Here is a 25,667-nt window from a genome sequence, read left to right as displayed (position 1 = left end):
ATCGGCTGATCACGCCAGTGCCCTGACTCTCGGTAGGTACGGACAAGGTCGGGCGTCGGTGGGCGCGTCGGCCACATCTTTACCTCCGGGAGATTATTGCGTTCGGATGTTGAGTGGGTGCCACGGGTTGACTGGTGTCACGCTAGCCACTTTCCCTAAATATGTACAGAGTTTGTCGATTCGCGCTCCGGCCTGGGTAGGGTTTGTACGCATGGCGGCTATGCACCGAACTGTCGACGAGTACACCGGGGACGCAATGACGAAGGACGATGCCCATCGCGCAACGGGCAGGGCCCCGAAAATGTCCGAGCGCATCGCGAACCAGATAGCGGACAAGATCCTCGGGGGCGGCATCGAGGCCGGTGACCGACTGTCGACCGAGAAGGAAATGGTCGCCGAGTACGGCGTGGCGCGCACGACTGTGCGCGAAGCCCTCCGCCTACTCGAGAGCCGGGGCCTGGTCACCATTCGGGCCGGTGTCGGCGGCGGCCCAGTCGCGTGCCGGCCGCAATTCGAATCACTGGGCAACACCATGAAACTGTTCCTGCAGCTCGAAGGTGCAAATCTCAGCGACGTCATCGACACCCGGCTCACCCTGGAACCGGTGGTCGCGCAACAGGCCACGCCTCGAATTACAGACGGCCAACTGGACGAATTGCAGGCAGCGCTCGACAGCATGCGGACACAGCCCGACGACTACGACAACTTTATCGAGAAGAACGCGCTGTTCCACACCACCATCTACACCGCGTCCGGAAACCCGGTGCTGCGCATCCTCATGGAAACGCTGCTACTGCTGGTACGCGATGCGGAACCCACACGGCACCCTGAGATCACCCGCACCGCCGCCGTCGAAGCGCAGCAGCTGGTGCTCAATGCCATGCGCTCCCGAAATGCCTCCGCCGCAGGAGAGGCGATGGAGGCCTTCGTCCACGACACCGCGAAGTACTACCGTAAGCGCCTTGCACACATCATCTCCGAGCCTGTGCACTGGCAGCTCTAGCGGCTGCATCCCCAAGTTTTCGAATACATGTACAGATTTAGCGGCCGCGCGGTTATGGTGTGAAAAGCGCTCGCAGGATATGACTCACCCCCCGCCTACGGTGAGCGCACCTTCGGTCCACACTCTCCGCACAGAAATGAGACGTTCGTGGCGACCCACACGAATTCCACCTCGCGCACCCCGACCCTCGAGCAAACCAGGCGCCGCGGCGTTCTCGCCGCAGCTGTCGGCACCATCGTCGAGTACTACGACCTCACCGTCTACGCCTACCTGGCCGTGGTCGTCAGTCCACTGTTCTTCCCCGGCAACGATCCCACCGCCGCATTGCTCGCCAGCCTCGCCGTATTCGCATCGGCCTACCTCATGCGCCCCATCGGCGGCATCTTCTTCGGCCGCCTCGGCGACCGGCACGGACGCAAGCGCGCCCTGCTGGTGTCCGTACTGCTGATGGGAGTCGGCAGCCTCCTCATGGCATGCCTGCCGACGTACGCGTCCGCGGGCATCGCCGCGCCGATCCTGCTGGTCCTCGCGCGTCTGGTGCAGGGTTTCTCCGCCGGCGGAGAACTCGGCGGAGCATTGACCTACGTCTATGAGACCGTCGGGGAAAAACGTAAGGGCCTCGGCGCCTCGTTCGTCGCACTCGGCAGCAACGGTGGTTTCGCGCTCGCCGCAATTGCAGTCGGGACCGTCTCAGCGCTCACCATCGAACCGCAGATGACCAGCTGGGGCTGGCGGATCCCGTTCCTGCTGGGCGTCCCCCTCCTGCTGTTCTGCCTGTGGACCCGAACCCGCATCGACGACACCGCACAGTTCGAGAACGCCGCGGCCACGGACGACCTGGCGAAGTCACCGTTCGCCGAACTCATCCGCACACACCCCAAGCAGGTTCTGCAGGTGTTCGGGCTCGGCGTGGCACAGAACGCCACCGGCTACATGGTGCTCACCTACATCGGCATCCACCTGGTCCGCCAAGGCGGATTCGATCGGACCGCGGTCACCTGGACGACCGCGCTCATCATCGTGCTGATCGCGCTGTTGATGCCGGTCGCCGGTCTACTCGTCGACAGATTCGGCAGCGTCCCGGTCGCGGCAGCCGGACTGATCGGATCCGGCATCCTTGCTTACCCGGCCATGTCCCTGATGGGCGGTCACGGGCTGGTCGTCGCGGGCGTGGCCTTCTTCGTCTTTGCGCTCGGCACCCCGCTCATCCAGGTCGCCACGGCACCACTGTTCCCGTCGCTGTTCAACTCTCGCGTCAGGCTCACCGGCGTCGCTCTGGGCTTCAACCTGGCGACGATCGCGACCGGCGGAACGGCCGCGTACATCGCCACCTGGCTGATCGACCGGACCGGCAGCACCTTGTCGCCGGCATACTTTCTCGCCGGATCGTGCCTCATCGGGTTGCTGACCCTGTTCAGCATCCGAACCGCAACCTACGGCGGCGTCCGCCGCGAGTCCGCCTCCCACACGGAAGCCGCTGCCCCGCAGACCGTCCAATAGTGGCGGCGGGTACTGAGAAATACGCCGTTTCACGCCTGCTGGTATCACCGTGGTTGACGAACCAGCACACTGCTTCACCCGAGAGTGACGGGTCCGGACGGCGGTGGCCGCACCGGATCGGCCCCACCAAGTCTCGGACCCGTAGTCACTCAGTTACATCTGCTGAAACTGTGGATTTGTCCGCCGGGAGTCACGGTCGCATGACTGACTTCCCGTGTCGTGACGTGTGTGCCATCGGAGTATTGCGCGGTTGTGGTTCCCACGAATGTCTGGGCGGCTGCGCCCTGTGGCGAAGTGTTGAATGTGCCGTGGCCTTCGGAAGTCGCGGTAACTGTCGGTAGTGAGGGGTCGAGCGGAATCCCAGAGATTGACTGCGTGAGGGTCGTCCGGACATGAAGTCGCCCGCCCGAGTTGGTGACGATGGAGTCGGTGACGGTGATGGTATCGGTGAGGGTGTAGATCGGCCCTCCATCACACGTCACCGGTCCGTCGAACGTGAAAGTGTCGGTGAAGGTTTCGGTACTGTGCTGTGCTGGATCCGCATACGAGGTGCCTGCGATGCCGATGGCCCCGCAGAGTACGAATGCGGTTGCTGCCGCCGTACGCAGAATGGAGTGCCGTGCGCGGTCGCCGACACGCGGAAAACGCCCGACTGTAACGTCCATTTGTCCAGTCCTCTCTATGGTGCGCACAACAGACGGTGTGAATTCAGTTGCTTTCCATGGATGTGGCGCGCGTCACGTTACCCATCGGACGTCGCCTATGCTGCCGTTACTGCGATACTCGGCTTCTACACTTCGTGGCTAACGGATGCGACGGCGGTGACCCCTTGATCGCAACCACAGTCTTGTGGGATGCGAATCCGACGCACGCCGTTTTGGGAAACGATTCCCGGCCAATGCCGATGCCGATCGCTCATTTCGAGCGGGCGTCAATTGGTGAGCGAGCGCCTACTTCCCCAGGCGAAGGAGTGGTCGATCCCGATTGTTGTGGGTTTCCACCGAAAGTCGCGGTGACCTGCGTTCGTTCGCTATTAGGTCACCGGACTTTCGAGACACCGGACAGCGCCCGCGAAGCGGACATGCCACTGCACCGAGGCGTCAGCCACACGGAATGGCGAGACGAATGCCCGAGGACATTGCGAAATGAGACCGGCGCCCCGTCCTCTGGGCGTGGGCACTACTGGGCGCCGTTGCGGCGTGGGGCGGTCGCCCTCCACGAGGATCTCCTGGTCTTCGCCGCGCACTCGGCGATCACCTCCACAACCGTTTCATACGTGCCATCCGCCAATGCGCGGCTCGTTAGCCGATGCCGGTGACATGCGGAGAGGGTGGCAGTCCTCGACCCGTAGCACTGATCGGATGCCCTAAGTATTATATGCGCGATTACGCGAGCGAGGCCTGGGTAACCTTCCATCCGGGTTCGCCGACTGGAGCGCGGTACAACGAGTGTCGCGCAACCATTGTCGTCGGAGATGCCGCATTCCAGTTCGTCGCTGAGGACTGATCTCGGATGCGGAGCAGGTTCGTTTGGTGGTGTTCGTATTGTCCGGAGACGAGGAGCGCGCAGGTGCCGATGAGCAGGAGATGTCTCTCTGTTCACGTTGCTTGTCGATCTCCAGTGCCCGTGGTGTGGATCGTGAGGGCGGTGTCCGTGCCGCCATGGGCGGTGTGTGTCCACAACGACACGGACACCGGTCGTTACTGGGTGCGGTTCGTCCGTTCGGCGCGGGTCTTGTCGGCGAGCAGTGTGGTCGTCGATGCGTCGAGAACGACTCCGTAGTCGCGCAGTGCCGACTCGGGCGTGACCTTGCCATCGAGGACGTCGTCGAGAACGAGCTGCGGGTCCCGGGTGAGGGGGTCACCGTAGCCGCCGCCGCCCGCTGTCACCTGTCGGTGCCGGTCGCCGGCACCGACAGCGCGGTGTGGTTTGGACGGAAGCAGTTCCTCGTTACTGGCACCGAGATTGAGGATGTTTGCTGACGGTGCACCGCTGTGGCCGCCGTTGAGTCCGTAGGGCTGGGAGGTGCGTCGGTCGGATCGGATTTGAATGGTGGTGTTGTCGTAGAGCAATGTCATGTCCCGGAAGGTTGACAGTCCGCCGCGGAACTGTCCGGCACCACCGGTGTCGGGGAGGTAGCCATATCTGTCGATTCGAAGGTGCCCGGACTGTTCGAGCTCTTCGATGGGTGTATTGGCCAGGTTGGCGCCCAGTGGGCTGATTGCGTCGTTTCCGTCGCCGGTGGGGGTGGCGCCCCAGGAGCCACAGAGGATGTCCCAGAGGACAATCGAGGTTCCGTTTGGTTCGGTGACGCCGACCGCGACGGAGTTTGGGCCACCGTCACCCGCTGCGGGGACCCGGTCGGGAAAGGCGGTCGCGAGCGCTCCGAGGACGGTGTCGATGATGCGGTAGGCGACCAGTCCGCGGGCACCGCGCGCGGCCGGGCGTCGCCCGTTGAGAATCGAGGCGTCGGGGATGATGAAGGTGAACGGGCGGTAGAAGCCGCTGTTGGCAGGGATGTCCGATCCCAGTGCGCCTTGTAGTGAGGCGTAGGACGCCGAGCGGGTGAAGGATGCTGTCGCGTTGAGTGCCGAGGCCACCTGCGGGGAGGACCCGGTGAAGCACGACACGGACACCGGTCTTCACTGGGTGACCCGCGGACTGAACGAGGACTCGCGTTGGGCAAGTGCCAGACCCACGTCGTCCATCTTCACGATCAGGGCGACCACGCCGTACACCAGGACGGTGATGAGGATCGCGACGACGAGGAGCACCAACAGCCGGGTGAGGAACGGTTCGTCCTCGACCGCGACGGGTGCCGTAGCGGCCCCACTCGCTTCGAGCTATCATGACTTTGTGTGTGATAATCGGTGAAAGTTAGGGGTTGGGTGTGATGAACGAGCCCGCCGATGCCAGCACCGAAGCCCGCTACCTGCGCGGCGATCTCGGTTTCGAGGATGCGCTGCAGGAGGTGACCGGCACCGACGTCGGACGCCAGTTCTTCGCCCAGATCCTGCACAGCCTCGCCGACCGGAACCCGGCGGCACCGCCGCTGTCCGACCACGACACAGCCCTGCTCGATCAGGCCGGGTTCGTCGACGACCCGGCCGCGGCGACGACCGCACGGGTGGACCGCGACATTCGCATGCAGGCACTGGTCCGCCACTCCCTGCCGATCGCGGAGGCCGCGGACCGTCTCGGGGTGACCGCGGCCCGGATCCGGCAACGCCTCGGCGAGGGCACCCTGTGGGCGTTCCCGTCGGGCCGGAACCGGTTGCTGCCGCCCGCCCAGTTCACCGACACCGGCGCGGTGCCGCACCTCGACCAGGTGGCGCCGTTGCTGGCGAAGGATCTGCACCCGCTGACCGTGCAGGCGTTGCTGACCCGCCCGCAACCGTCCCTGACCGTGGAGGGCCGGCCGGTGTCGATCGTGGCGTGGCTGACCGGCAGCGCCGGAACCGCCGCCGATATCGAACAGGTCCAAGGCGTGATCACCGCCGCCGAATGGGAATCGGCATAGATGGGGTCGATGCTGCCCGCACCGCCGTCCATCGCCGACCTTCGTGATGCGGGCGTGCGCGGCGAGGAAGTGTTCGACTGGGAACCGGCAGAGGTGGTGTGGCGGGTGCATCGCACCACCGGCACCCACGTGCTGCCGTGGAATGGATTGCGTACGTTCGGTCCGATCCTGCGGTTCGACCACCACCCGCTCCCGCGGGCGCAGCGTCCCGGTTACGGCATCTGGTACGGCGCCGTCAGTCCTCGCGGCGGGTTGGCCGAGGCGTTTCAGAGCGCCCGGGTGATCGACCGGCACCGCGGCGACCCGTATCTGACCGGGCTGCGATTCACCCGCCCGCTGAGACTGCTCGATGTGTCCGGCATCGGGGAGGGGGCGTGGGTGACCCGGGTCGGCGGCAACCACGCCCTCGACTCCGCCGCGCACGGCCGAACCCAGCACTGGGCCCGCACCATTCACCAGGCCCATGACGATCTCGATGGGATCGCCTACCGCGGCCGGTTCGCCGGCGGTGTCTGCATCGCGATCACCGAACGCGCCGCCGACGCGTTTCCTGCGCTGCCGGCGTTGTCGCTGCCGTTGTCGCATCCCGGGTTGTCCGGGCCGATCGACAGCGCGGCCCATCAGCTCGGCTACACCATCACCTGACGCTGCGACGCACGTGGGCGAACCGGTTGGGCACGCGGCACACGGCGTCCGGCGCCGGGGTCCGCGATGCTCACGCTCGTTTCGCGGCGAGTAGGGCTCCCACCGCCAAAACGCGAGTTCCAAGAGCAGCTCACGACGTACAGCACGATCCGTGCCGCAATCGGGGTAGTCCACTCACCCACGAAGGACCGAGAAAGCGGACCGTCGGCCGTCTGAGTCGAACTGTCCAGTATTTGAATCAGGTCGAGCGGAATGTGCCCACGCGGAACTATCCGACGGTGTCCGTTGTTGACGCATACAGCAGTGGCGAAGTGTCGCGGCACTCGACGAAGGAGCACAAGAGATATGCGCATCGGAATCATCGGAGCTGGTCAGATCGGTGGCACGCTGACACGCAGGCTGACTGCGCTCGGTCACGATGTGCGCGTGTCGAACTCTCGGACACCCGACACCCTCGCAGACCTCGAGGCGGAGACCGGCGCAAAGGCGGTACTGAACACCGAAGCCGCCGAGGGTGCAGACCTGGTGATCGTGAGCATCCCGCAGAAGAACGTCGTGGACCTTCCCGCCGGGATCCTCGCCGGCGCTGCCGATGGTGCTCCGGTGATCGAGACCAACAACTACTACCCGCAGCAGCGAGACGGATTGATCGCCGCCATCGAAGACGGTCAGGTAGAAAGTGAATGGGTGCAAGAACATCTCGGAGTGCCGGTGTTCAAGGCATTCAATGGAATCTGGTGGAAGCACCTTCTCGAGAAGGGCCTACCGGAAGGGTCGAGCGGACGGATCGCGATCCCCGTGGCCGGCGACGACGCATTGCAGAAGCAGGTGGTATTCGATCTGATCAATCAGCTCGGCTTTGACCCTGTCGACGCGGGCACCGTCGAAGATTCCTGGCGTCAGCAGCCGGGAACCCCGGTTTACGGCAAGGATTTTGATCGGGAGGCGACGTTGAAGGCACTGGCGCAGGCAACGCCTGAGCGCACGGACGAGTGGCGTGCTGTGGCGCAGTGAGCGTTCGGTGTCGAGTGGCGGTTCCGAATAGGAAGACGCCGCTCGGCCGTTAGTCCTGGTGCGGAGCGCGCGCCCAGGACGGCATCGGTATCGCGGCTGCGGGGCGCTGGCGCCTGGTCCGGTGTACGGCCAGCCGCTGGGCAGCGTGCGGGCGGTACTCATTTCGGTGGCGTTGTTGCGGGTGGCGGACCCGGATCGGGACCTGGTCGACGATTCGGTCCCGCTGGCTCCCGGGGTGGCCTGCCTGCACAACACCACATCGCGACCCGCGCTAGCCGCGATGTCCTGATTTGGCTCGTTGACGCACAACTTGTTGGACATGCACAATCGCTGAACGCCACTTCCGGTGCCGTCGCCCTCCGCAGCGCGTTCAAATACAAGGTCTGGCGCACTCGACTGCCCTTAATGCATACAGCTCCCAGGGACTCCACCAGCTCCCAGGCAAAAATCGGCCGGATACCCCTTGCATGCGTCGGAGGCTGTATCCCGGCCGCGCGGTGACGGGATACGAACCTCCGACTGAGGTGGCTTCAGAGGCGGGCTACGCAGTCAGATCGATGATGAGCTTGCCTGGTTGGCCGTGGGAGAACGAGTCCACGAAGGCGGCCGGCAGCTGCTCGAATCCGGGCAATACCGATTGCACGGCCTCCAACTGTCCGGAACTGATGAGTTCGGCGAGCGTGGCTTCAACCTCTGCCGCACGGTCCATGTAGTCGAGCACGACGAATCCCTGTGTGAGGATACGCTTGGTGAGAAGCTGTCCGAAATTTTTTGGGCCGGATGGTCGTTCGGTCAAGTTGTAGCCGTCGATCAGGCCACACAACGCGATGTGTGCGTGGTTGTTCAGCCGGGCGATCGACGCCTCGAACATCGGGCCCCCCGAGTTCTCGAAGAGGCGGTCGATGCCGTCCGGTGTTGCCGCCTCGAGCTGGTCCTGCCAATCAGGGGCCTTGCGATCGACGACGGCGTCGGCGCCCAGTCGAGCCACCATCGAGCACTTCTCGGCGCCTCCTGCGATGCCGACAACCTGTGCGCCCGCCTGCTTCGCGAGCTGGACTGCCACGCTTCCGACTGCGCCAGAGGCGCCGGAGATCAGAACGGTGTGCCCTGGTTCCGGCCGCAAGATGTCGCACACTCCGGCCCCCGCGGTCAGGCCCGTCATCCCGAGGACGCCAAGGTAGTGCTCCAAGGGAACGACCTCGCGTGATGCGATCCGGTCCCAGTCAGTGCCGGGCGAGCTGACGATCTGGTGCCGTTGCCAGCCGACGAAGCCACGAACGATGTCGCCCGCGGTGAAGTTGCTGTTGCGTGAGGCGGTCACGCGGGCCAGTCCGAAAGCGCGAACTGGCTCTCCGATTGCGACTGGCGGAAGATAACTCGGTCGGTCGTCGAGCCAGCCCCTGATGGCCGGATCGATCGAGATGAAGAGGGTCTCGAGTGCGACGTCGCCAGCCTTGAGTTCGGGCAGGGCGACGTCCTCCACGCGGAAGTCCTCCAAGCTCACGTGCCCGTGGGGGCGCTGCGCGAGGACGATCTGTTGTGATGAATTCACGGTGTGCTACTCCTTCGTCACCAACGACGGTAGAAGTCATGACAAGGCGAAACTTGGCCCTATGCGCACGGGAGTCGAAGAGCGCGCACAGCGCGCATCTCGATGCCGAATGCGATGCGCCTGAGGAAAGCAGGTGCGCGCAAACAGCCAAGACGTGATGTCCATCACTTCATAGGGTCGGTGACAAATGGGCTTCGTGCCGAAGGGCCCTCCTGGTAGATCTGGAGTCAACGCAATGAATGACACACGCGCCGACCGACCTCTTAAGATTGCGGTCACGATCGATGACTTCGTCCTGTGGGACGGCGTTCCCATGCCGGACGACACGACTCCCACCGACATCACGCGGTCTGTGGCGAAAACGTTGAACGACTACGGACTCAAGGGGACCTACGGCTTCTCTCACACATACCGGCTCGAGAACGAGCCAGAGCAAATCGAGGCCTTCGAGGCGTGGGCCGAAGCAGGCCATCACCTGGGTAACCACACTCACCAGCATGCGCCGCTGCGCTGGATGCCCGAGGCGGCATTCCGACGCGATTTTGAGACGGCCGAGAAGTACATCGGTCATCTGATCGACGCCGCACCGTCGAAGTACTTCCGGTACCCCATGGACATGTCGTCAGGATCCGAACGACGTCGAGGGGAAGTCGAGAACTACCTCGCTGATCTCGGCTACCGCACTGCCCCGATCACCAGTTGGTTCAGTGATTTCGCGTTCATCATGCCGTACTTCCGCGCGATGACCCTAGGCGACAAGGACGTGCAGAAGCAGGTACGCGACCTGCACGTGTCGACCGCTGTTGACATGCTCTACCAGCACGCGGACACCGCGCATACCCTGTTCGGTGCCGACGCGCCTCTCATCTGGCTCGTACACGGCACCACGATCTCTCGTGACACCCTCGCTCCGATCCTCGAGGCATTCCTCGAGCGTGGCGTGGAGTTCGTAGCCCTCGATGAGGCGATGAAGCATCCGGTGAACTTCGGGAAGCCGCCGTGTAATGAGAGCTTCACCAACCAGCTTCAGAGGTTCGCGCTTGCTGCGGGCTTGCCGAAACCTGAACTCGACGTCGAGCGGCTTGCCGAGATCCTGAACCTCGCGCCCATTCCCGGCCTCGACACGATGGCGACTTACGAAGAGCGCATGTTCAAGCCGTTGGCGAAGCGGGTGGGAGCTGAGTACGACTGGGATTGGTCCTGAGTCGGCAATCCACATTCACAACGTCACACCGTCATTATCTGAAAGCAGGATCATGCTCAACCTGGCCACCATGCTTGCCGACACTGCTCGACGCACTCCCGGCAGAACCGCTGTCATCGAAGGTGACCGAACCCTCACCTTCGGTGAGATCGATGCGGCTGCGAACAGTGTTGCCCGTTTTCTTCTCTCACGGGGGTTGCGCCCAGGCGACCGCGTTGCCCTGACGATCGCGAATGTTGTCGAGTTTCCGATTGTCTACTTCGGCATCCTCAAGGCCGGTGGAGCCGTCGTGCCGCTCAACACGATGCTCAAGCGGGAGGAGGTTGCCTACCACCTCCGTGACTCGGGCGCGACGGTGTACTTCTGTACCGTGCTGGGGCTCGACGACGAGGCGTGGCGCGGATTCCAGGACGTCGAGTCCTGTGAGCATCTGGTCACCCTTGGCTCCGCAGTGTTCGATGAGCCAGGCGTGGGAACTACCTTGGCTGACGCGTTGGCCGAACACCCCGCGGAAGAGGTCCTGCAGGTGACCGAGGCAACGGACACAGCGGTGGTCCTGTACACGAGCGGGACGACTGGCAAGCCGAAGGGGGCGGAGCTCACCCACGCCAACATGGTCCTCAACGCCATCGGGCATAACCAACTGCTCGACGCCCGCGCCGACGACGTACATCTGGTCACTCTTCCGCTCTTCCATTCGTTCGCACAGACCGTACAGCTGAACGCCGGCTTCGCAATGGGGGCCACCCTGGTCCTGCTGCCACGATTCGACGCAGCCGAGGCCCTGGCGTTGATCACGCAGCACCGGGTGACAGTCTTTGCCGGTGTCCCGACGATGTACTGGGCTCTGCTCAACAAGGCCGCTGACGGAATAGACGTTGACCTCGCCGGTCTCCTGCGAATCGCGCTTTCCGGCGCAGCTGCCATGCCCGTCGATGTGCTGGAGCGGTTCAGGGATGTCTTCGGTGTCGGGATCCGGGAAGGCTACGGACTCTCCGAAACCAGTCCCACCGTCACGTTCAACCCGCTCGACCAACCAAACCGGTCGGGATCGATCGGCAAACCGATCTGGGGAGTAGAGGTGGAGCTCATCGACGATCACTGGAACGAGGTCCCCGTCGGTGAACCAGGAGAACTCGCCGTACGTGGATACAACGTGATGAAGGGATACCTGGGGCGGCCCGAGGCGACAAAGGAAGTGATCCGCGACGGCTGGTTCCGCACGGGCGATATCGCAACGCGAGACGAGGACGGCTACTACTTCATCGTCGATCGCGCCAAGGACTTGATCGTGCGGGGAGGCTTCAACGTCTATCCGCGCGAGCTCGAGGAGGTGATCATCGGCCATCCAGAGGTCAGCCTCGTGGCCGTCGTCGGAATCCCCGATGAGCGAATCGGTGAGGAAGTGAAAGCCTTCGTCATCCGCGAGCCCGGATCGGAGTTGAAGGAGGAAGACCTGATCGGCTGGTCACGGGAACGGTTGGCGGCTTACAAGTACCCGCGCCTGGTGGAGTTCAGGGATACCTTGCCGATGAACGCGACAGGAAAGCTACTCAAGCGGGCTCTGCGATGATCACGCCGTTGGCGTGGGCGCCGGCGCGCGCTAGCGTCGACGGTGGCACGAGTCGCAGTTTCGGCATAGCGGTGTGAGAAGGTGCTTTGACGTTGTATTCCGTCGATACGTTGCGCAGCAACGAGCACGACCAGCGCGAGCGTGGTGATTGGTGGCGCGATCAGGTCTCGTCGATCCACTGTCCGATGGCCTTCTCCCTTGCGGACAGCTACCAGGGAATCCTTCAGCATCAACATTCGGACACGTACCAGCTAGTTCGTTGGTGGGGCGAAGCGGAGGTCCTCTCCCGCACGGCAGCGGACATCCGTCGACATCCACATGGCGCCTACGAACTGCTCCTACCGGTCCGGGGCGAAGTGATCCTCGAGCAGGATCGTCGTGAAGCCACGATCACACCGGCGGTCATGGCTCTCACATCGCTGGACACCGCGACTGTTCTGCGCCATGGTGATGGCTTCTCTTCTGTTGCATTCGTGATTCCACGTGACCGGATCGAGGCGCGGGTGCCGACATTGCCGCAAGCTGGCACCGTCCTCGATGCGACATCTGGACTGGGACGCATCGTTGTCGACGTGGTCAGTAGTCTGCGCAGGGAGCGGCACGAGCTCACCGGGAGTCAGTTCGATGCGATAGCCGACCGAATCGTCGATCTCGTGGCGCTCGCCTACAACGCAGACACGGCCACCCCCTCCGTCGATGTTCAGGAAGGGTTGGTCACCGCCATCCGGCGCTTTGTTCGAGAGAATGCGCACGACCCGAACCTCACAGGAGCCGTGGCAGCGGCGCGCCTCGGCTGGTCGCTCCGGCACGTTCAGGCCCAGTTGCAGCGGATTGGGACAACACCGTCGGATCTCATCCGAGAGGAGCGTCTGGCGTTGGCGCGGTTGCGTCTGCAGGACCGTGGCTGGAGCCACCAGAGCGTGACTCAGGTGGCCTACTCCTCAGGATTCGGCGACCTCAGCACCTTCAGTAATGCGTACCGGCGGGCCTTCGGTGAGCGCCCGTCCGACACACGTTCTGCGGCATCCGCAAACGACTGAATCAGCGGCCCGCGGGCCCGCTCGACGACCGGGTCTGCGCGTGTCTGCTGCGCGCGATGCAAGCGAAGTGCGCTGCCCCCCAAGAGATAACGCCAATGCGGACCTAGCGTAGATGGCATGAATAGTGCAACCACCTCAGAAGTGCGACCGGCGCCCGACACCCTCTTCTCTGTCGCCGGGCGGACCGCCGTCGTAACCGGTGGCTCACGAGGGATCGGCGCCACGATCGCCCGCGGCCTGGTACTGGGTGGTGCCCACGTTGTCATCACCAGCCGAAAGGAAGAACAGTGCCGCGCGACGGCCGAAGCCATCAATGCCGAGGCAGACGCTGCGGGAACGGCAGGACGCTGCACCCCCGTCGCCAGTGACCTGTCGTCGGCCGAAGGGGTGACCGGTCTGGTCGAATGGCTTGGCGAGCACCTGACACGCATCGACGTCCTGGTGAACAATGCCGGGGCCACCTGGGGTGCGCCACTTGAAGAGTTTCCCCTCATCGGTTGGACGAAGGTGCTCAACACCAACCTTGTCGCTCCGTTCTACCTCATCACGGGAACGCTTCCGCTTCTTCGCAATGCGGCACGCCCAGACCGGCCCGCTCGTGTCATCAACATCGGCAGCGTGGATGCCTTGGCTACACCTAGCTGGGAGAACTACTCCTACAGTGCGAGCAAAGCCGGGCTGCACATGGTCACCCGCCATTTAGCCAAGCAACTGGCTTCCGACGGCATCACCGTCAACGCGATCGCCCCCGGACCGGTCTTGACGGACATGCTCGGACACGTCGCGGCGGATCCAGAGGTCGAGGCAGAGCTGCTCGAGCGCGTCCCGCTGGGCCGCTACGGACAAACCGACGACCTGATCGGCACGGTCCGGTTCTTGGCCTCCCGCGCCGGCTCTTACCTGACCGGCACCATCATTCCGCTTGACGGCGGGATCTCCGGCTGCGCCGGCTGAACCTTCGCCTCCACCTTCTTCCACGTACAGCAATCACCGATTCGAGGAACAACCATGCCTGAAGTTGTCATCGTCGCCACTGCACGTTCGCCGATCGGAAGAGCCATCAAGGGCTCCATTGAAGGACATTCGGCTCGATGACCTCCCCCTCCAGATGGTCACGGCCGCGTTGGCGAATGTACCTGCACTCGATCCAAGCGCCATCGACGACCTCATGCTCGGTGTCGGCGAACAGTGACTGAACGTCAGCGGTGGGCCATCGCCATCGGCCACCCGTTCGGCATGACCGGTGCGCGGATCACAAGCACCCTCATCAACTCACTGCAGACACACGACAAGCAGTTCGGCCTCGAAACCATGTGCGTAGGCGGAGGACAGGGCATGGTACTGATCCTCGAACGCTCTCCTGACCCGAAGTCACATCGATCCAATCCTTGAGAGGTACCCCATCTCGTGAACGCATCACCTCATCCCGAACACCGCCGTACCGCAATCGTCACCGGTGCTGCACGGGGAATCGGCGCCGCCGTCGCGCAGCGGCTCGCCGCAGACGGCCACGCTGTCGCCGTCCTCGACCTCGAGGAGGCCGCCGCCCAGTACGTGGTCGACACGATCACTCAGGCCGGAGGCACTGCACTTGCTGTCGGCGCAGACGTCTCCAACGGAACTGGTGTCGAGAAAGCAGTGGATAAGATCACAACGGAGCTCGGAGCGCCGGTCGTTCTGGTCAACAACGCTGGCGTCACCCGCGACAATCTTCTGTTCAAAATGTCGGCCACCGACTGGGATACCGTCCTGAACGTCCACTTGCGTGGCTCGTTCCTGATGACGAGAGAGGTTCAGGGACACATGACTCAGGCCGGTTTCGGACGGATCATCAACCTCTCGAGCGTGTCGGCGCTCGGAAACCGCGGTCAAGCGAACTACGCCGCAGCCAAAGCCGGGCTGCAAGGTTTCACCAAAACCCTGGCCCTCGAACTCGGCAAATTCGGCGTTACCGCCAACGCCGTTGCTCCCGGTTTCATCGAGACCGAGATGACAGCCGCGACGGCAGCGCGAATGGGAATGAAATTCGACGATCTCAAGAAGAGGGCGGCCGCCGACATCCCCGTCGCCCGAGTTGGGGTCCCCGACGACATCGCACACGCGATCTCATTCCTTGCCAGTGAGGGAGCCGGATTCGTCTCCGGGCAGGTTCTCTACGTCGCCGGAGGGCCCAAAGTATGAAGACACTCAACGGAATCGATGAATTGCACGCGGTGGCGAACACCCCGATCGGCTACTCGTCATGGCACACCCTCACACAGGAGAAAATCGACGCGTTCGCTGACGCGACGGGTGACCACCAGTGGATTCACGTCGATCCCTCACGGGCTGCTGACGGACCGTTCGGTGCCACCATCGCCCACGGACATCTGCTGACTTCGATGATCCCGATGCTTGTATGGGAGGTCTACGTTGTCGACGGCGTCCGAATGGGAATCAACTACGGGTCGAACAAGGTTCGATTCCCGGCACCCGTTCCCGTCGGCTCGCGGATTCGGGCTGCGGTTGAAATAGCAGACGTTGAAACCGTTCCCTCGGGCGTCCAGGTTGTCACGGCCGTCACGATCGAACGCGAGAATGCCGACAAGCCGATTTGTATTGCTGAGATTGTCAGCATCTACTTTCCGAATTAACGTCGCAAATTTGCGAAATCCCCACCGGATAGATTGCACGATGACAAGTGATCGAAGGGGGCTGCACTGGCTCAGCGGGTCTTCTCGCTTGCGGCGACCACGTCGCGGCGGAAACTCTTCGGGGAACGGCTTCGGGATCGCGAAAGACTTCGGGATTTCCGAGGCGACCCTGCACAACTGGTCAAAATGGGTCTCGGTGACGAGGGAAGTGGGGAGTGAGGCTCCGGTGAAGACGTCGCCGAAGGAGATTCGTGAGTGGGCGATCAGCGAGGGTCACGAGGTGTTGTCCCGCGGCGGATTTCGGCCGAGCTCGAGCGAGCCTTCCGTGATGCTCAGGTAGCGACGCCGGTCGCGTGAGTCGCAACATTGCCCTGTTCCAAAGTGTGGCCATCCTGCCAGGGAGGCTATGAGCCTGCGGGACGATGATCTTCGGCGCCGTGCGGTGGCGGTTGTCCGCGTCAGCGGTGCCGGCGTCGGGTCTTCGCCGGCACCGGCGAGGCTGGTCAGGGCCGGGGGTGGACTTCGGCTTCTCTCGGCGTGAACTCTGAGGGGGAATCGACGGGTTCGCCCACAAAATTGAGCTGTGGTGGTGCGGTGTGGGTAGCCTGCTCCCATGTCGCAGCCTCCGCCTTTCAGTCCTACGGTCACGCTGCTCACGGTGAGCCGGGTGTGGGAGGCGGCATTCACCGACGGTTTGAAGCCGCTCGGGTTGACTACCCGCAAGTACGGGCTGTTGGGGCACATCCGCGGGACGCCGGGCATCTCGTTCAGTGAGCTCGCTCGGCGTTCCCGCATCACCGTGCAGAGCGCTCACACGGCGGTCGCGGCGTTCGTCGAGTCCGGGTTGGTCGACGACTCGACCGCGCACGCCGGGGCCGCCTCGACCCTGCGGATCACGGCGGAGGGCGAATCACTGCTGGCTCGCGCGGCCGAGGTAGTGGCCCGTCTCGATGACGAGTTCGCCGCGCAGCATCCCGAGCTGACCGAGGCGCTGCGGGCGCACTTGGTGCGGGTGATGTCGGCGACTGACTGACACCTCACCCGCCAACCTTCAGTTAGGCTGAAGGTCATGGAATCGTTGTTGCTCTCCCTCCACGTCGTGGCGGGCATCCTCTTCGTGGGCCCGGTCGCGGTGGCCACCAGCCTGTTCCCCCGGCACGCGCCGGTGACCGCCACAGTGGGCGGTGCACAGCAGATCGAGCGGAACACCAACACCGCCCGGGTGCTGCACCGGATCACCCGTATCTACGGCGTCCTGGCGATCGCGGTCCCGGTCGTCGGCCTTCTCCTCGCCACCGTGCAAGGCCGCACGAGCGAGGTCTGGGTCGTGGTCGCGATGGTGCTCACCGCGATCGCCGGTGGACTGCTCGCCCTGCAAATCGCCCCGCTCCAACAACAGGCGCTCACCACACCCGACGACGGAACCCAACTCCGGCGCCTCGGCATGGTGACTGGCCTGTTCAACCTGCTGTGGGTGGTCGTCGTCGTGCTGATGATCGTGCGACCCGGATCGAGCTACGTATGACCGGGTTGCTGTGCACGCTGGCCGTGCTCTCGGCACTCGAGACCGTCAGCGTCCTGGGGTTGCTGGCCAACCTCGGCACCGTGCACGACGCCGCGGTCGCCGGTGTCCTCGGCCCGATCCACGGTGCGCTCTACCTGTCCGTCGCCGTCACGGCACTGCTCGGTCGCGGCCTGCCGACCCGGACCCGCATTGGTGCGCTCGTGCCCGTGCTCAGCGGCCCTCTCACGATGGTCAACCTGCGGCAGGAGGCGCGCAGCGCATGAGTCTCAGGCATTATCTGCGCCGACCGCCGGCGATCAGCGCCGCGGAGGCGGTCCGCCTCGTCGAACACGGTGCCCTCGTTGTCGATGTCCGCCGCCAGTTCGAGTGGAACCGGGTACACATCCCCGGCGCCGTGCACGCGCCACTCGAGGAACTGCTCGACCGCTGCCTGGAGTTCCCCGACGACCGTCTGCTCATCACCTTCTGTACCGGCGGAATTCGCTCGGCCGGGGCTGCGAACCTGCTGGTGGAGAACGGCTTCGACGCGGTGAACATGAGCGGTGGCCTCGTCCACTGGCGCGGTGCGGGCGGGTCACTGACCGCCCGGGGAGAGGGTGGCACTCTCCCCGCGATTCCGTCCCTTGCGACACTGGTCGAGCTGGCACCCGGCCTGGGCGGATCGTCTAAGGGTGTGCGCCGCCCGCCCGATACTTGGTGTCATTCGCTCGATATGCAATGGGTGTCGACTGGAGTGACGCCATGTCCCGCAAGGGCGGAGTGGTGGTCCGCGCTGCGTTGTCGGCGTTCTGCTCGGCGCCACGCGGGAGGCATAGTTCCTACTCGCACTCCGCTGGGGTGGGATGCTAAGACCGTGAGCGAGCGAAACGTAGCCGACGTCGAGCGTGAGCTCGCCATGCTCGCCTACGTCCGCGACCGCCTCCGGGTCTCGGAGGGCACAGACTTACGGATCCCGACCACCGCCGTAGACCGGGTTCTCGATGAGCTCAACAGTCTCGAACGGGCGCCGCGGAAGCGGAACTGACCCCCGCCGGTGCGGACCGGTGGCGGGGCCTCGCATCTGAGGTGGCCGGCCGCGCACGGTTGTAGCGGCCTCTATGAGGTGGATCTACGCATATACCCCGCCGATGACCCACGACAGCGCTCGCGTTCCGGCTTTCTCGTTGGCGTCCACCGGTTTTTCGGGTCGGCCGCAGGGCAGGAGTGGTGCAATGAAGGTGTGTGACGAGGTGAGTGAGCGATGAAGCAGGTCCTGAAGGCGGTGCTGGTGTGCCTGGTGGTCGGCGCCGCGGTGCTGGTGGTGTGGGCGGTCGCGTCGCGGCCGGACTCGCCCGAGCCGCCGCGCCCGCTGCCCGATACCACGGTCATGGTCCACGGCGGACCGACGACGTGCAGTGAACTATTCGGGTCTCCCTGTGATTTCGGGTTGCAGTCCGCCTTCAACCGGTGGGGGACAGGCCTCGCTCCGTTCGTCGATTCCGGGGTCCTGGGCCCGTACGCCGAGCGGATCGGGTTCGTGGCGTCGGCGAAGCTGAGTCTGGACGCCTGCGCACTCTCGCACACCACCGGAAAGACGGTCCTCGAATTCATCGAGCAGGCGCAACGGCAACACCCGGACGCCGGCAGCCCCGAGCTGTTTCCGTTCTGGAACCGGACCCGGCAAACACTGTGCCCCCTGTGACCCGCACCGTCGATCACGGCACGACGTCGACGATGTTGACGCCTCACTTGTCGCAGGCGATACCGTCCTTGTCCCGGTCGAGCTTCGTCGAGTAGCCGGGCTCGCCTTGGTAGATCGGCGCCGCACCGGCTGCTTTTGCGTCGGCGCAGGACGCGAAGCTGACCGATGATTGCGGGGCGGTGTGGATCGGCGCCGGGGGGTTTGCCGGAATGACGGCGGGGGCCGGCGGGGGAGCAACGGCCACGGTTGTCGTGGGCGCGACCGGCGGGGCGACGGCCGCCGTCGTGATTACCGGCAGGGCGGCGGTTGTCGTAGCGGGCGCCGCGCCCGTGGTGGTCGTGGGCCGTGCGCTCGATGCGTCGATCAGCCGGGCCACCGAGGCCGTGGTGGTGGGCGACGTGCTGCTGGACTGCGTGCCGCCACCGCAGCCGCTGATGAGTGCGGAAACGGCCAGCGCTGCCATCCCCAGGGTTGTCTTCTTCATTGCGGCATGAAATCAGGAAAACAGAACGTTCGGTATCCGCTGCGTGACCGACAGGCGAAGGCCCCCCACGGACCGAGCACGCCGTTGCGGTTGTTTCGTTTGTTGCGTATATATCGTTTAGGACGTGGCGTGATGTCCGCAGCACATGATCAGCCGACCGTGGTCGAGCAGGAACAGGCCCGGCAGGCACTGCAGCTGCTTCGTTACGTCGAGCCGGCGGGGGAGACCCTCGATGTGACCGTCGCCGGCACCGCAGAGTCGGTGCATCTTCCTCGCGCGGCACTCGATCTGATCCGCGAGGTCTTGGCGAATATGGCCGCGGGCCGGGGGGTCACCGTCGTCCCGGCACACGCGGAGCTGACGACCCAGCAGGCCGCGCAGATACTCAACGTCTCGCGCCCACATGTGATCAAGCTCCTCGACGAAGGGCACATCGAGTACCGGATGGTCGGCCGCCATCGCCGAATCCTCGCCTCCTCGCTGCTCGCCTACCAGCGGACGCAACTGGGGACCTCGCGCGGCGCCGCGGACGAGCTGGCGGCCCTGACGGAAGACCTCGGGCTGTACTGACGTGCCCTTCACCGTGCTTCTGCGACGCGAATGGGCTGTACCCGAATGTTTTACGAGACGTGCTGATCCGGCTCGCGCAGACCGGCCTGGCGCACGCGCGGTGGACGGATCGCATCCCCGGGTCCGGTGTTCGAGAACTTGGCGGAAGATCGCCCGGACATCCGAGCGATGATCGTGGCGAAGTCAAGGCGACGGGGGATCGATCTGTTCGAAAAGTGGCACCACCTTCGCCGCGCGGAGCCGCTTCTTATGTCGCTGCCGCTCCTCCCACTGCGCCGTCCTGCCGGCCGCCTCGGCCTCTCGTCGCTCCTCGAGTCGCCGCTGTTGCAAAGCGACGGTCATCTGCGTGGCCAGGATATGGCGCCGCAACTCCTCGGCGCGCTCCGCGGCGACAGTGTCACCGAGATGAGTGGCGGCAGTTCGGTCGCAGAAAGGCCAGACCGTGCACGTCCGCATCGTGGACAAGGAATCCCTCGTAGGTCAGCCTGGACCGGTCGTGCTCATCCAGGCGTGATTCCGCGACCTGTTCGATCAATTGCAAAGGGATACGCAACAATCGGTAATTCATTCGCAAAAGCGTGAGCGGTATCGACCGCAAGCTTGTCACGCTCTGGGATGCTAACCCTCGCGGCGGAAACATGTGGGTGATCGGCCTGCCGAGGTCGGTACGCAGGAAGCATCAGCAGCTCACGCACGTCGCGCACGGCCGCCGACCATACCGCCCTATGAGCGGCAGGAGTTACGGGTGAGTTGCCGATATGTCCAGATCACCAGGAAAGAAGCACCGGGGCTGACCACACTGTGCCGAGCGGTCGGTTTGGCATTGTTGGTGGCTACTTGCCCCGAGTAACGTCAAATTCAGCGGCCCGGGCGGCCGCGAAACGTCTGATGCGTGGTCGTCCGCTTCGCGTCCCCCACAGCGCGAATCGAAGGAGTGCGGTCATGATCACATCAGTTGTATCCAACCTGTCAGGTTGGGAATCTGCAGGCCTTGGTGCACATAGTCGACGCAGACCTGCGCGCCGCCTGAGGGCCGGAATGTTGACCCTTGGAGCCACCGCCGCGGCAATGATCCTGGTGGCTCCACCCGCCGCAGCTGCGACCATCAACACCACAACGACAATCTCGATCCAGGGTATGGCTGCGACAACGTGCCCAGTCACCTTGACCGCCCAGGTCACGCCCGCTTTCACCGGTGGCACGGTCACATTCAAGGAGGGCAATGCGACGCTCGGCGCCGCAGCGGCCGTGACGAACGGAACCGCCAGTGTCCAGCACACCTTCAGCACGACGGGCGCGCATGTGGTGGTAGCAACCTTTGGCGGAGCAAAAGTTGGTGTGGACGATTTCAGAGCCTCAACGTCCGGAGCGCTGACGGTCACCGTCGCGACAGGACTGAACCTTGGCTCGGTATGCCTCCCCATCGGCTAAATCCGGGGTCGTCGGGTCGGGTCAACATCTCCGGGTTCAGAATTGGTACGGCGAGATCTGAGGTGGCCTCGGAATCGTTGGACGCCCCCACCTTTCCAAGAGGTGGGGGCGCTCCACGAAACCCATGCAGATCACACCGAAGTCGAAGCTTTGGGAGGAGGACTCGCTGAGCCGGCCTGGGCTTCGAAGCTGAGATCTTGGCCGGGCAACCCTGCTATTCGACGGCGAGGATTATCGCCCGGTCGTAGCGCAGAGCGTGTTCTGGATGAACGTACCGCTCGGCGTGCTCGCCATGATCGCGGTGCAGGTTTCGGTGTCGCGCCGCGATCCGGCGCACGAACCCGTCCGGGTGGATGTGGCCGGGGGCTGCTGCTCGCGGTCGCCCTTGGGCTGGCCGTCGTCGGCCTGTACAACCCGGACCCGCGCACCGCCGTGCTGCCACCGTGGGGAGGGCCGATGCTGGTCGGGGTCGGTGTCGCGACCGTCGCCTTCGTCGGCTGGGAGCTGCGCGCCAAGACCCGGCTGATCGACCCGGTCGACGTGCAGATGGGCGCGTTCCTCGCCGCGCTCGGCGTATCCGGTGCGGCAGGCGTCGCGCTGATGGTGACCCTGGTGGACGTCTCGATCATCCGGCAGTACATCGAGCAGCAGCGGCGACCGCCCCGTGCTCCCGGTAGACCGAAGTCGATGCGCTAACCCGGCCCTGAAGGACCGGGCTTGCGCGCTCCGCTCCGCGGTCACCGGCCGAGGAGGAACCGGCGACGAGCCGCGCCCTCGAACCCGGCGGCGCTCCACTCGCGGGTCCACTTCGCCCAATCCGATGCCGAGTGCGCGCCGGCCAGGATGAGCCCGGCGCCGCTTAGAAATAGAATGGGGTGATACGAACGCCTTCGCTGGATCGGGCGAGGTGGTCCGCGGCGGGGCTGCTCGTGAGCCGACCCGTGGGAGGTGGCCATGCAACCGTCCGACCGGATGCGGGCGCTGCCGCGGCGGGCCCGGGTCATGATCATGGTGACGGTGGCGCTCATTGCGTTGCTGGTGATCGGGCCGCGTCTGGTCGTGGGGTATACCGATTGGCTGTGGTTCGGTGAGGTTGGTTACCGTCGCGTGTGGGGGACGGTCCTGGTCACCCGCCTGATCCTGTTCACGGCGGTGACGCTGCTGGTGGGTGCGGTGATCTTCGCGGCCGTGGTGTGGGCGTACCGGTCCCGCCCACTGTTCGCGGCCCCGGGCGCGAACACGGCGAAGGATCCGGTCGAGCGGTACCGGGAGGTGGTGTCGCGCCGTCCGCGGTCGTTCACGGTGGGGATCGCATTGCTGCTGGCGTTGCCGTTCGGGCTGCACGCGCAGGCGAGTTGGGAGACGGTGCAACTGTTTTTGCACGGCGGCGCGTTTGGCATCGTGGACGCGGAGTTCGGGTACGACGTCGGCTTCTACGTCTTCGATCTGCCGTTCTACCGGCTGATCCTGGCGTGGCTGTTCATCGCGGTGTTCCTGGCGTTGTTGATTGGCCCGGGAACCCACTACCTGTTCGGCGGCATCCGGCTGGCACCGAGCAAGGACCATGTCATCGAGGTGTCCCGGCCGGCGCGCATCCAGCTTGCGGTGTTCGCGGGCACGTTCATCGCGCTGAAGGCGGCGTCCTACTGGCTCGACCGGTACTCCTTGTTGTGGAGCGGCCGGAAGGAGCCGACTTTCACCGGCGCCGGGTACACCGACATCAACGCGGTGCTGCCGGCCCGGTTGATCATGGTCGCGATCGCGGTGCTGTGCGCGGTGGCGTTCTTCGTCGCGATCGCGGTGCGGGACCTGCGGATCCCGGCGATGGCCACGGCACTGCTGGTGCTCTCGGCGATCCTGGTCGGTGGAATCTATCCGGCGCTGATCGAGCAGTTCTCGGTCCGCCCGAATGCCGCCGACCGGGAGAGTCCCTACATCGAACGCAACATCGCCGCGACCCGGCAGGCCTACGGAATCGGCCCGGACCGGGTCGGCTACCTCGACTACCCCGGGGTGGGCACCCGGTCGCCCCGGGACATTCCCGCCGACGTCACCACGATCGCCAACGCCCGCCTGCTGGACCCGACCGTGCTCTCGCGCACCTTCACCCAGCAGCAACAGCTGAAGAATTTCTACGGTTTTCCCGAGCATCTCAACATCGACCGCTACACCATCGACGGACAACTCACCGATTACATCGTCGCGGCCCGCGAGCTCTCCCCGAACAGCCTCAGCGGCAACCAGACCCAGTGGATCAACCGGCACACCGTTTACACCCACGGCAACGGGTTCATCGCCGCTCCCGCCAATAGGGTCAACGCCGCCGTCCGCGATGTCGCCGGGCAGAGCGCGAGCAGTGACAGCGGGTATCCGATCTATGCGGTCAGCGATATCGCCTCCCAGGTGGGCGGCGACCAGGTGATCCCGGTCGAGCAACCGCGCATCTACTTCGGTGAGGTGATCGCGCAGGCGGACCCGGACTACGCCATCGTCGGCGGCCCGGAGGGTGTGCCGCCGCGCGAGTACGACACCGACACCGCCCAGTACACCTATACGGGCAGCGGTGGGGTGCCGGTGGGCAGTTGGGTCAACCGGTTGGCGTTCGCCGCCCGGTACGGCGAGCGAAACATCTTGTTCTCCGGCGCCATCGGGTCCGAGTCGAAGATCATCTTCAACCGGGACCCGGCCGGCCGGGTTGAACACGTCGCCCCGTGGCTGACCACCGACTCCAACCCGTATCCGGCGGTGGTCGGCGGCCGGATCGTGTGGATTGTCGACGGCTACACCACCGCCGCGCACTACCCGTACTCGCAGGTCGGTTCACTCGCTGAGCCGGTCGTGAACGACACCGGCCGAACCCTGGCCCGCGAGGAGGTGTCCTATGTGCGGAATTCGGTGAAGGCTACCGTCGACGCCTACGACGGCACCGTCACCCTGTACCAGGTCGACGAGAACGACCCGGTCCTGGGGGCGTGGATGAAGGTGTTCCCCGGCACCGTGCAGCCGCCGACGGCGATCCCGACCGAGCTGCGCGCGCACTTCCGCTACCCCGAGGATTTGTTCCGCCTGCAGCGGGACCTGCTGGCGAAGTACCACGTCGATGATCCGCGGGAGTTCTTCACCACCAACGCGTTCTGGTCGGTGCCCAGCGATCCGACCGCCGACACCGGTGGGGAGCAGCCGCCGTACTACGTTCTGGTCGGCGACGCCGGTACCGCGGCCCCGTCCTTCCGGCTCACCAGCGCCATGGTCGGCTTCAACCGCGAATTCCTCTCTGCCTACCTCTCGGTGCACTCCGACCCCGAAAACTACGGCAGGATCGACATTTTGCGGTTGCCGACGGACACCCAGACCCAGGGCCCGCGGCAGACCCAGAATTCGATGATCTCCGACACCCGCGTCGCCTCCGAGCGCACCCTGCTCGAGCGGTCCAACCGGATCTACTACGCCAACCTGCTGACCCTGCCGATCGCCGACGGCGGCATTCTCTATGTCGAACCGGTGTTCACCGAACGTTTGACCAGCACGCCCAACAGTTCCACGTTCCCGCAGCTGGCCCGGGTCCTGGTCAGCTACCGCGAACCCGGCACGGGCGGGGTGCGGATCGGGTACGCCCCCACCCTCGCCGAGGCCCTCGACCAGGTCTTCGGCACCGGCACCGGCGCCGTTGCCACCGCACCCGGCGGCGATGCCACCACACCACCACCTACCGGCGGGCAACCGCCGGCGCCGTCCCCACCGGGCGCCCCGCCCGCCCCGCCGCCGGCGGCATCGGACCAGCTGACCGCCGCGGTCCTCGAACTCAACGACGCCCTGGCCAACCTGCGCGAGGCGCAACGCACCGGCGACTTCACCGCCTACGGTGCGGCCCTGGACCGCCTGCAACAGGCCATCGACACCTACCTGGCCGCGGGAGGCACCCCGCGCTGACCCATCCCCTCCGCGCGATCCGCGCAATGACGTTGTCCCGTATGGAAAATTGCGGATTCGGGCTGTAGACCGGCCAGGACCACCCGCCGGCCGCGCACGCGTTCACCATCGCCGTCTCTCCGCCCCCCTCGAACTGATCAAGATCGACGGCGGCGAACTCTCTGCCGATCCTCGGTCTGGTTGCGCTCCCGCTCATCGGGTAGCGACCCATCCTTGTGTCGTTACTCGGCGGCCCACACCAAGGTGGACACCCAACTGTGAGCACACTTGCGGGGGTTATGTACATCCGCTCGCTCTCGATTGTAGGAGTCCCTGGTCCAGGCATCATTCCTACTCGAAGATGCTTTCGGGAAGCCAGTCTG

The 25,667-nt window shown here is 64.8% G+C and carries 25 protein-coding genes and 3 pseudogenes; 22 read left to right on the top strand and 6 right to left on the bottom strand.

Translation table 11 applies throughout. The annotated features are described in order from the left end of the window. The first annotated feature begins 127 nt into the window (after positions 1-127). Positions 128-1,003, top strand: coding sequence for a FadR/GntR family transcriptional regulator (locus QM841_RS37730; protein WP_283335941.1), 876 nt, complete (start codon positions 128-130; stop codon positions 1,001-1,003). A 147-nt stretch (positions 1,004-1,150) separates the two neighbouring features. Further along, a complete protein-coding gene (locus QM841_RS37725) occupies positions 1,151-2,503 on the top strand; it encodes an MFS transporter (RefSeq protein WP_283335940.1) in 1,353 nt (450 codons plus the stop codon). Between the two features lie 149 nt (positions 2,504-2,652). On the opposite strand, the gene QM841_RS37720 is transcribed toward QM841_RS37725, so the two are convergent. From QM841_RS37720 to QM841_RS37710, 3 genes and pseudogenes are all read right to left on the bottom strand, one after another. Then, a complete protein-coding gene (locus tag QM841_RS37720) occupies positions 2,653-3,168 on the bottom strand; it encodes a hypothetical protein (protein WP_283335938.1) in 516 nt (171 codons plus the stop codon). A gap of 1,035 nt (positions 3,169-4,203) precedes the next feature. Beyond that, on the bottom strand, positions 4,204-5,139 hold the full coding sequence (locus QM841_RS37715) for a hydantoinase B/oxoprolinase family protein (RefSeq protein ID WP_242323852.1): 936 nt from the start codon (positions 5,137-5,139) through the stop codon (positions 4,204-4,206). A 15-nt stretch (positions 5,140-5,154) separates the two neighbouring features. After that, a pseudogene (locus QM841_RS37710) lies at positions 5,155-5,313 on the bottom strand (DUF808 family protein); the annotation flags it as partial. Positions 5,314-5,396: 83 nt separating this feature from the next. On the opposite strand from QM841_RS37710, the gene QM841_RS37705 reads away from it, so the two are divergent. From QM841_RS37705 to QM841_RS37690, 4 genes are all read left to right on the top strand, one after another. After that, positions 5,397-6,023 carry a hypothetical protein gene (locus tag QM841_RS37705; RefSeq protein ID WP_283335937.1) on the top strand — a complete coding sequence of 209 codons (627 nt, stop codon included), beginning with the start codon at positions 5,397-5,399 and terminating at the stop codon, positions 6,021-6,023. Then, positions 6,024-6,668: an RES family NAD+ phosphorylase gene (locus QM841_RS37700; RefSeq protein WP_283335936.1), complete on the top strand. Its 645-nt coding sequence runs from the start codon at positions 6,024-6,026 to the stop codon at positions 6,666-6,668. It abuts the gene before it with no gap. A gap of 252 nt (positions 6,669-6,920) precedes the next feature. Then, positions 6,921-7,682, top strand: a complete 762-nt coding sequence (locus QM841_RS37695; RefSeq protein WP_349307453.1) for an NADPH-dependent F420 reductase — start codon at positions 6,921-6,923, stop codon at positions 7,680-7,682. A 121-nt stretch (positions 7,683-7,803) separates the two neighbouring features. Beyond that, positions 7,804-7,971: a hypothetical protein gene (locus QM841_RS37690; protein ID WP_283335934.1), complete on the top strand. Its 168-nt coding sequence runs from the start codon at positions 7,804-7,806 to the stop codon at positions 7,969-7,971. A gap of 252 nt (positions 7,972-8,223) precedes the next feature. Here QM841_RS37690 and QM841_RS37685 read toward each other — a convergent pair whose 3' ends face one another. Then, positions 8,224-9,234: an NADP-dependent oxidoreductase gene (locus QM841_RS37685; RefSeq protein ID WP_283335933.1), complete on the bottom strand. Its 1,011-nt coding sequence runs from the start codon at positions 9,232-9,234 to the stop codon at positions 8,224-8,226. 187 nt (positions 9,235-9,421) lie between these two features. Here QM841_RS37685 and QM841_RS37680 point away from each other — a divergent pair, with 187 nt between their 5' ends. From QM841_RS37680 to QM841_RS37620, 12 genes and pseudogenes are all read left to right on the top strand, one after another. Next, the gene (locus QM841_RS37680) at positions 9,422-10,438 is read left to right on the top strand and encodes a polysaccharide deacetylase family protein (protein ID WP_283335932.1); all 1,017 of its coding nucleotides are present in this window, start codon (positions 9,422-9,424) and stop codon (positions 10,436-10,438) included. Between the two features lie 52 nt (positions 10,439-10,490). Further along, positions 10,491-12,011 carry a long-chain-fatty-acid--CoA ligase gene (locus QM841_RS37675; RefSeq protein WP_283335931.1) on the top strand — a complete coding sequence of 507 codons (1,521 nt, stop codon included), beginning with the start codon at positions 10,491-10,493 and terminating at the stop codon, positions 12,009-12,011. A gap of 92 nt (positions 12,012-12,103) precedes the next feature. Next, positions 12,104-13,051 carry a helix-turn-helix transcriptional regulator gene (locus QM841_RS37670; RefSeq protein WP_280781013.1) on the top strand — a complete coding sequence of 316 codons (948 nt, stop codon included), beginning with the start codon at positions 12,104-12,106 and terminating at the stop codon, positions 13,049-13,051. A gap of 117 nt (positions 13,052-13,168) precedes the next feature. Further along, a complete protein-coding gene (locus QM841_RS37665; RefSeq protein ID WP_283335929.1) occupies positions 13,169-14,005 on the top strand; it encodes an SDR family oxidoreductase in 837 nt (278 codons plus the stop codon). 238 nt (positions 14,006-14,243) lie between these two features. After that, a pseudogene (locus QM841_RS37660) lies at positions 14,244-14,443 on the top strand (hypothetical protein); the annotation flags it as partial. A 15-nt stretch (positions 14,444-14,458) separates the two neighbouring features. Next, entirely contained in the window at positions 14,459-15,232 is a 774-nt protein-coding gene (gene fabG, locus QM841_RS37655; protein WP_283335928.1) for a 3-oxoacyl-ACP reductase FabG, read from the top strand. Then, on the top strand, positions 15,229-15,684 hold the full coding sequence (locus tag QM841_RS37650; RefSeq protein WP_283335927.1) for a MaoC family dehydratase: 456 nt from the start codon (positions 15,229-15,231) through the stop codon (positions 15,682-15,684). The genes fabG and QM841_RS37650 overlap by 4 nt, the downstream gene beginning before the upstream one ends. Before the next feature lie 613 nt (positions 15,685-16,297). Then, entirely contained in the window at positions 16,298-16,717 is a 420-nt protein-coding gene (locus QM841_RS37640; RefSeq protein ID WP_283335926.1) for a MarR family winged helix-turn-helix transcriptional regulator, read from the top strand. Between the two features lie 36 nt (positions 16,718-16,753). Continuing rightward, the gene (locus QM841_RS37635) at positions 16,754-17,209 is read left to right on the top strand and encodes a hypothetical protein (RefSeq protein ID WP_283335925.1); all 456 of its coding nucleotides are present in this window, start codon (positions 16,754-16,756) and stop codon (positions 17,207-17,209) included. Further along, on the top strand, positions 17,206-17,472 hold the full coding sequence (locus QM841_RS37630) for a hypothetical protein (protein ID WP_283335924.1): 267 nt from the start codon (positions 17,206-17,208) through the stop codon (positions 17,470-17,472). Before QM841_RS37635 ends, QM841_RS37630 begins: the two co-directional genes overlap by 4 nt. Then, positions 17,469-17,792, top strand: a pseudogene (locus tag QM841_RS37625) (rhodanese-like domain-containing protein); the annotation flags it as partial. The gene QM841_RS37630 and the pseudogene QM841_RS37625, both read left to right, overlap by 4 nt. Before the next feature lie 657 nt (positions 17,793-18,449). Then, the gene (locus QM841_RS37620; RefSeq protein WP_283335923.1) at positions 18,450-18,890 is read left to right on the top strand and encodes a hypothetical protein; all 441 of its coding nucleotides are present in this window, start codon (positions 18,450-18,452) and stop codon (positions 18,888-18,890) included. Between the two features lie 43 nt (positions 18,891-18,933). Here QM841_RS37620 and QM841_RS37615 read toward each other — a convergent pair whose 3' ends face one another. Then, positions 18,934-19,374, bottom strand: coding sequence for an excalibur calcium-binding domain-containing protein (locus tag QM841_RS37615; protein WP_283335921.1), 441 nt, complete (start codon positions 19,372-19,374; stop codon positions 18,934-18,936). Between the two features lie 132 nt (positions 19,375-19,506). Between QM841_RS37615 and QM841_RS37610 the strand changes: the two genes are divergently transcribed. Continuing rightward, positions 19,507-19,944 (top strand): helix-turn-helix domain-containing protein, encoded by a 438-nt coding sequence (locus QM841_RS37610; RefSeq protein ID WP_283335920.1) that lies wholly within the window; start codon positions 19,507-19,509, stop codon positions 19,942-19,944. A 183-nt stretch (positions 19,945-20,127) separates the two neighbouring features. On the opposite strand, the gene QM841_RS37605 is transcribed toward QM841_RS37610, so the two are convergent. Continuing rightward, positions 20,128-20,286 carry a hypothetical protein gene (locus tag QM841_RS37605; RefSeq protein ID WP_283335919.1) on the bottom strand — a complete coding sequence of 53 codons (159 nt, stop codon included), beginning with the start codon at positions 20,284-20,286 and terminating at the stop codon, positions 20,128-20,130. A gap of 600 nt (positions 20,287-20,886) precedes the next feature. Here QM841_RS37605 and QM841_RS37600 point away from each other — a divergent pair. The 3 genes from QM841_RS37600 to QM841_RS37590 all read left to right on the top strand — a co-directional run bounded on the left by QM841_RS37600 (position 20,887) and on the right by QM841_RS37590 (position 25,305). Further along, positions 20,887-21,375, top strand: coding sequence for an Ig-like domain-containing protein (locus QM841_RS37600; RefSeq protein WP_283335918.1), 489 nt, complete (start codon positions 20,887-20,889; stop codon positions 21,373-21,375). Positions 21,376-21,831: 456 nt separating this feature from the next. After that, positions 21,832-22,071 (top strand): hypothetical protein, encoded by a 240-nt coding sequence (locus QM841_RS37595; RefSeq protein ID WP_283335916.1) that lies wholly within the window; start codon positions 21,832-21,834, stop codon positions 22,069-22,071. 258 nt (positions 22,072-22,329) lie between these two features. After that, on the top strand, positions 22,330-25,305 hold the full coding sequence (locus QM841_RS37590) for a UPF0182 family protein (RefSeq protein ID WP_283335915.1): 2,976 nt from the start codon (positions 22,330-22,332) through the stop codon (positions 25,303-25,305). Positions 25,306-25,667 lie beyond the last annotated feature (362 nt).

Origin of the sequence: Rhodococcus sp. IEGM 1307 (assembly GCF_030056915.1) — a bacterium.
GTDB lineage: Bacteria > Actinomycetota > Actinomycetes > Mycobacteriales > Mycobacteriaceae > Rhodococcus_F > Rhodococcus_F opacus_D.
The sequence above is the reverse complement of the archived record's forward strand: the minus strand, read 5'-3'. Positions and strand labels throughout refer to the sequence as shown.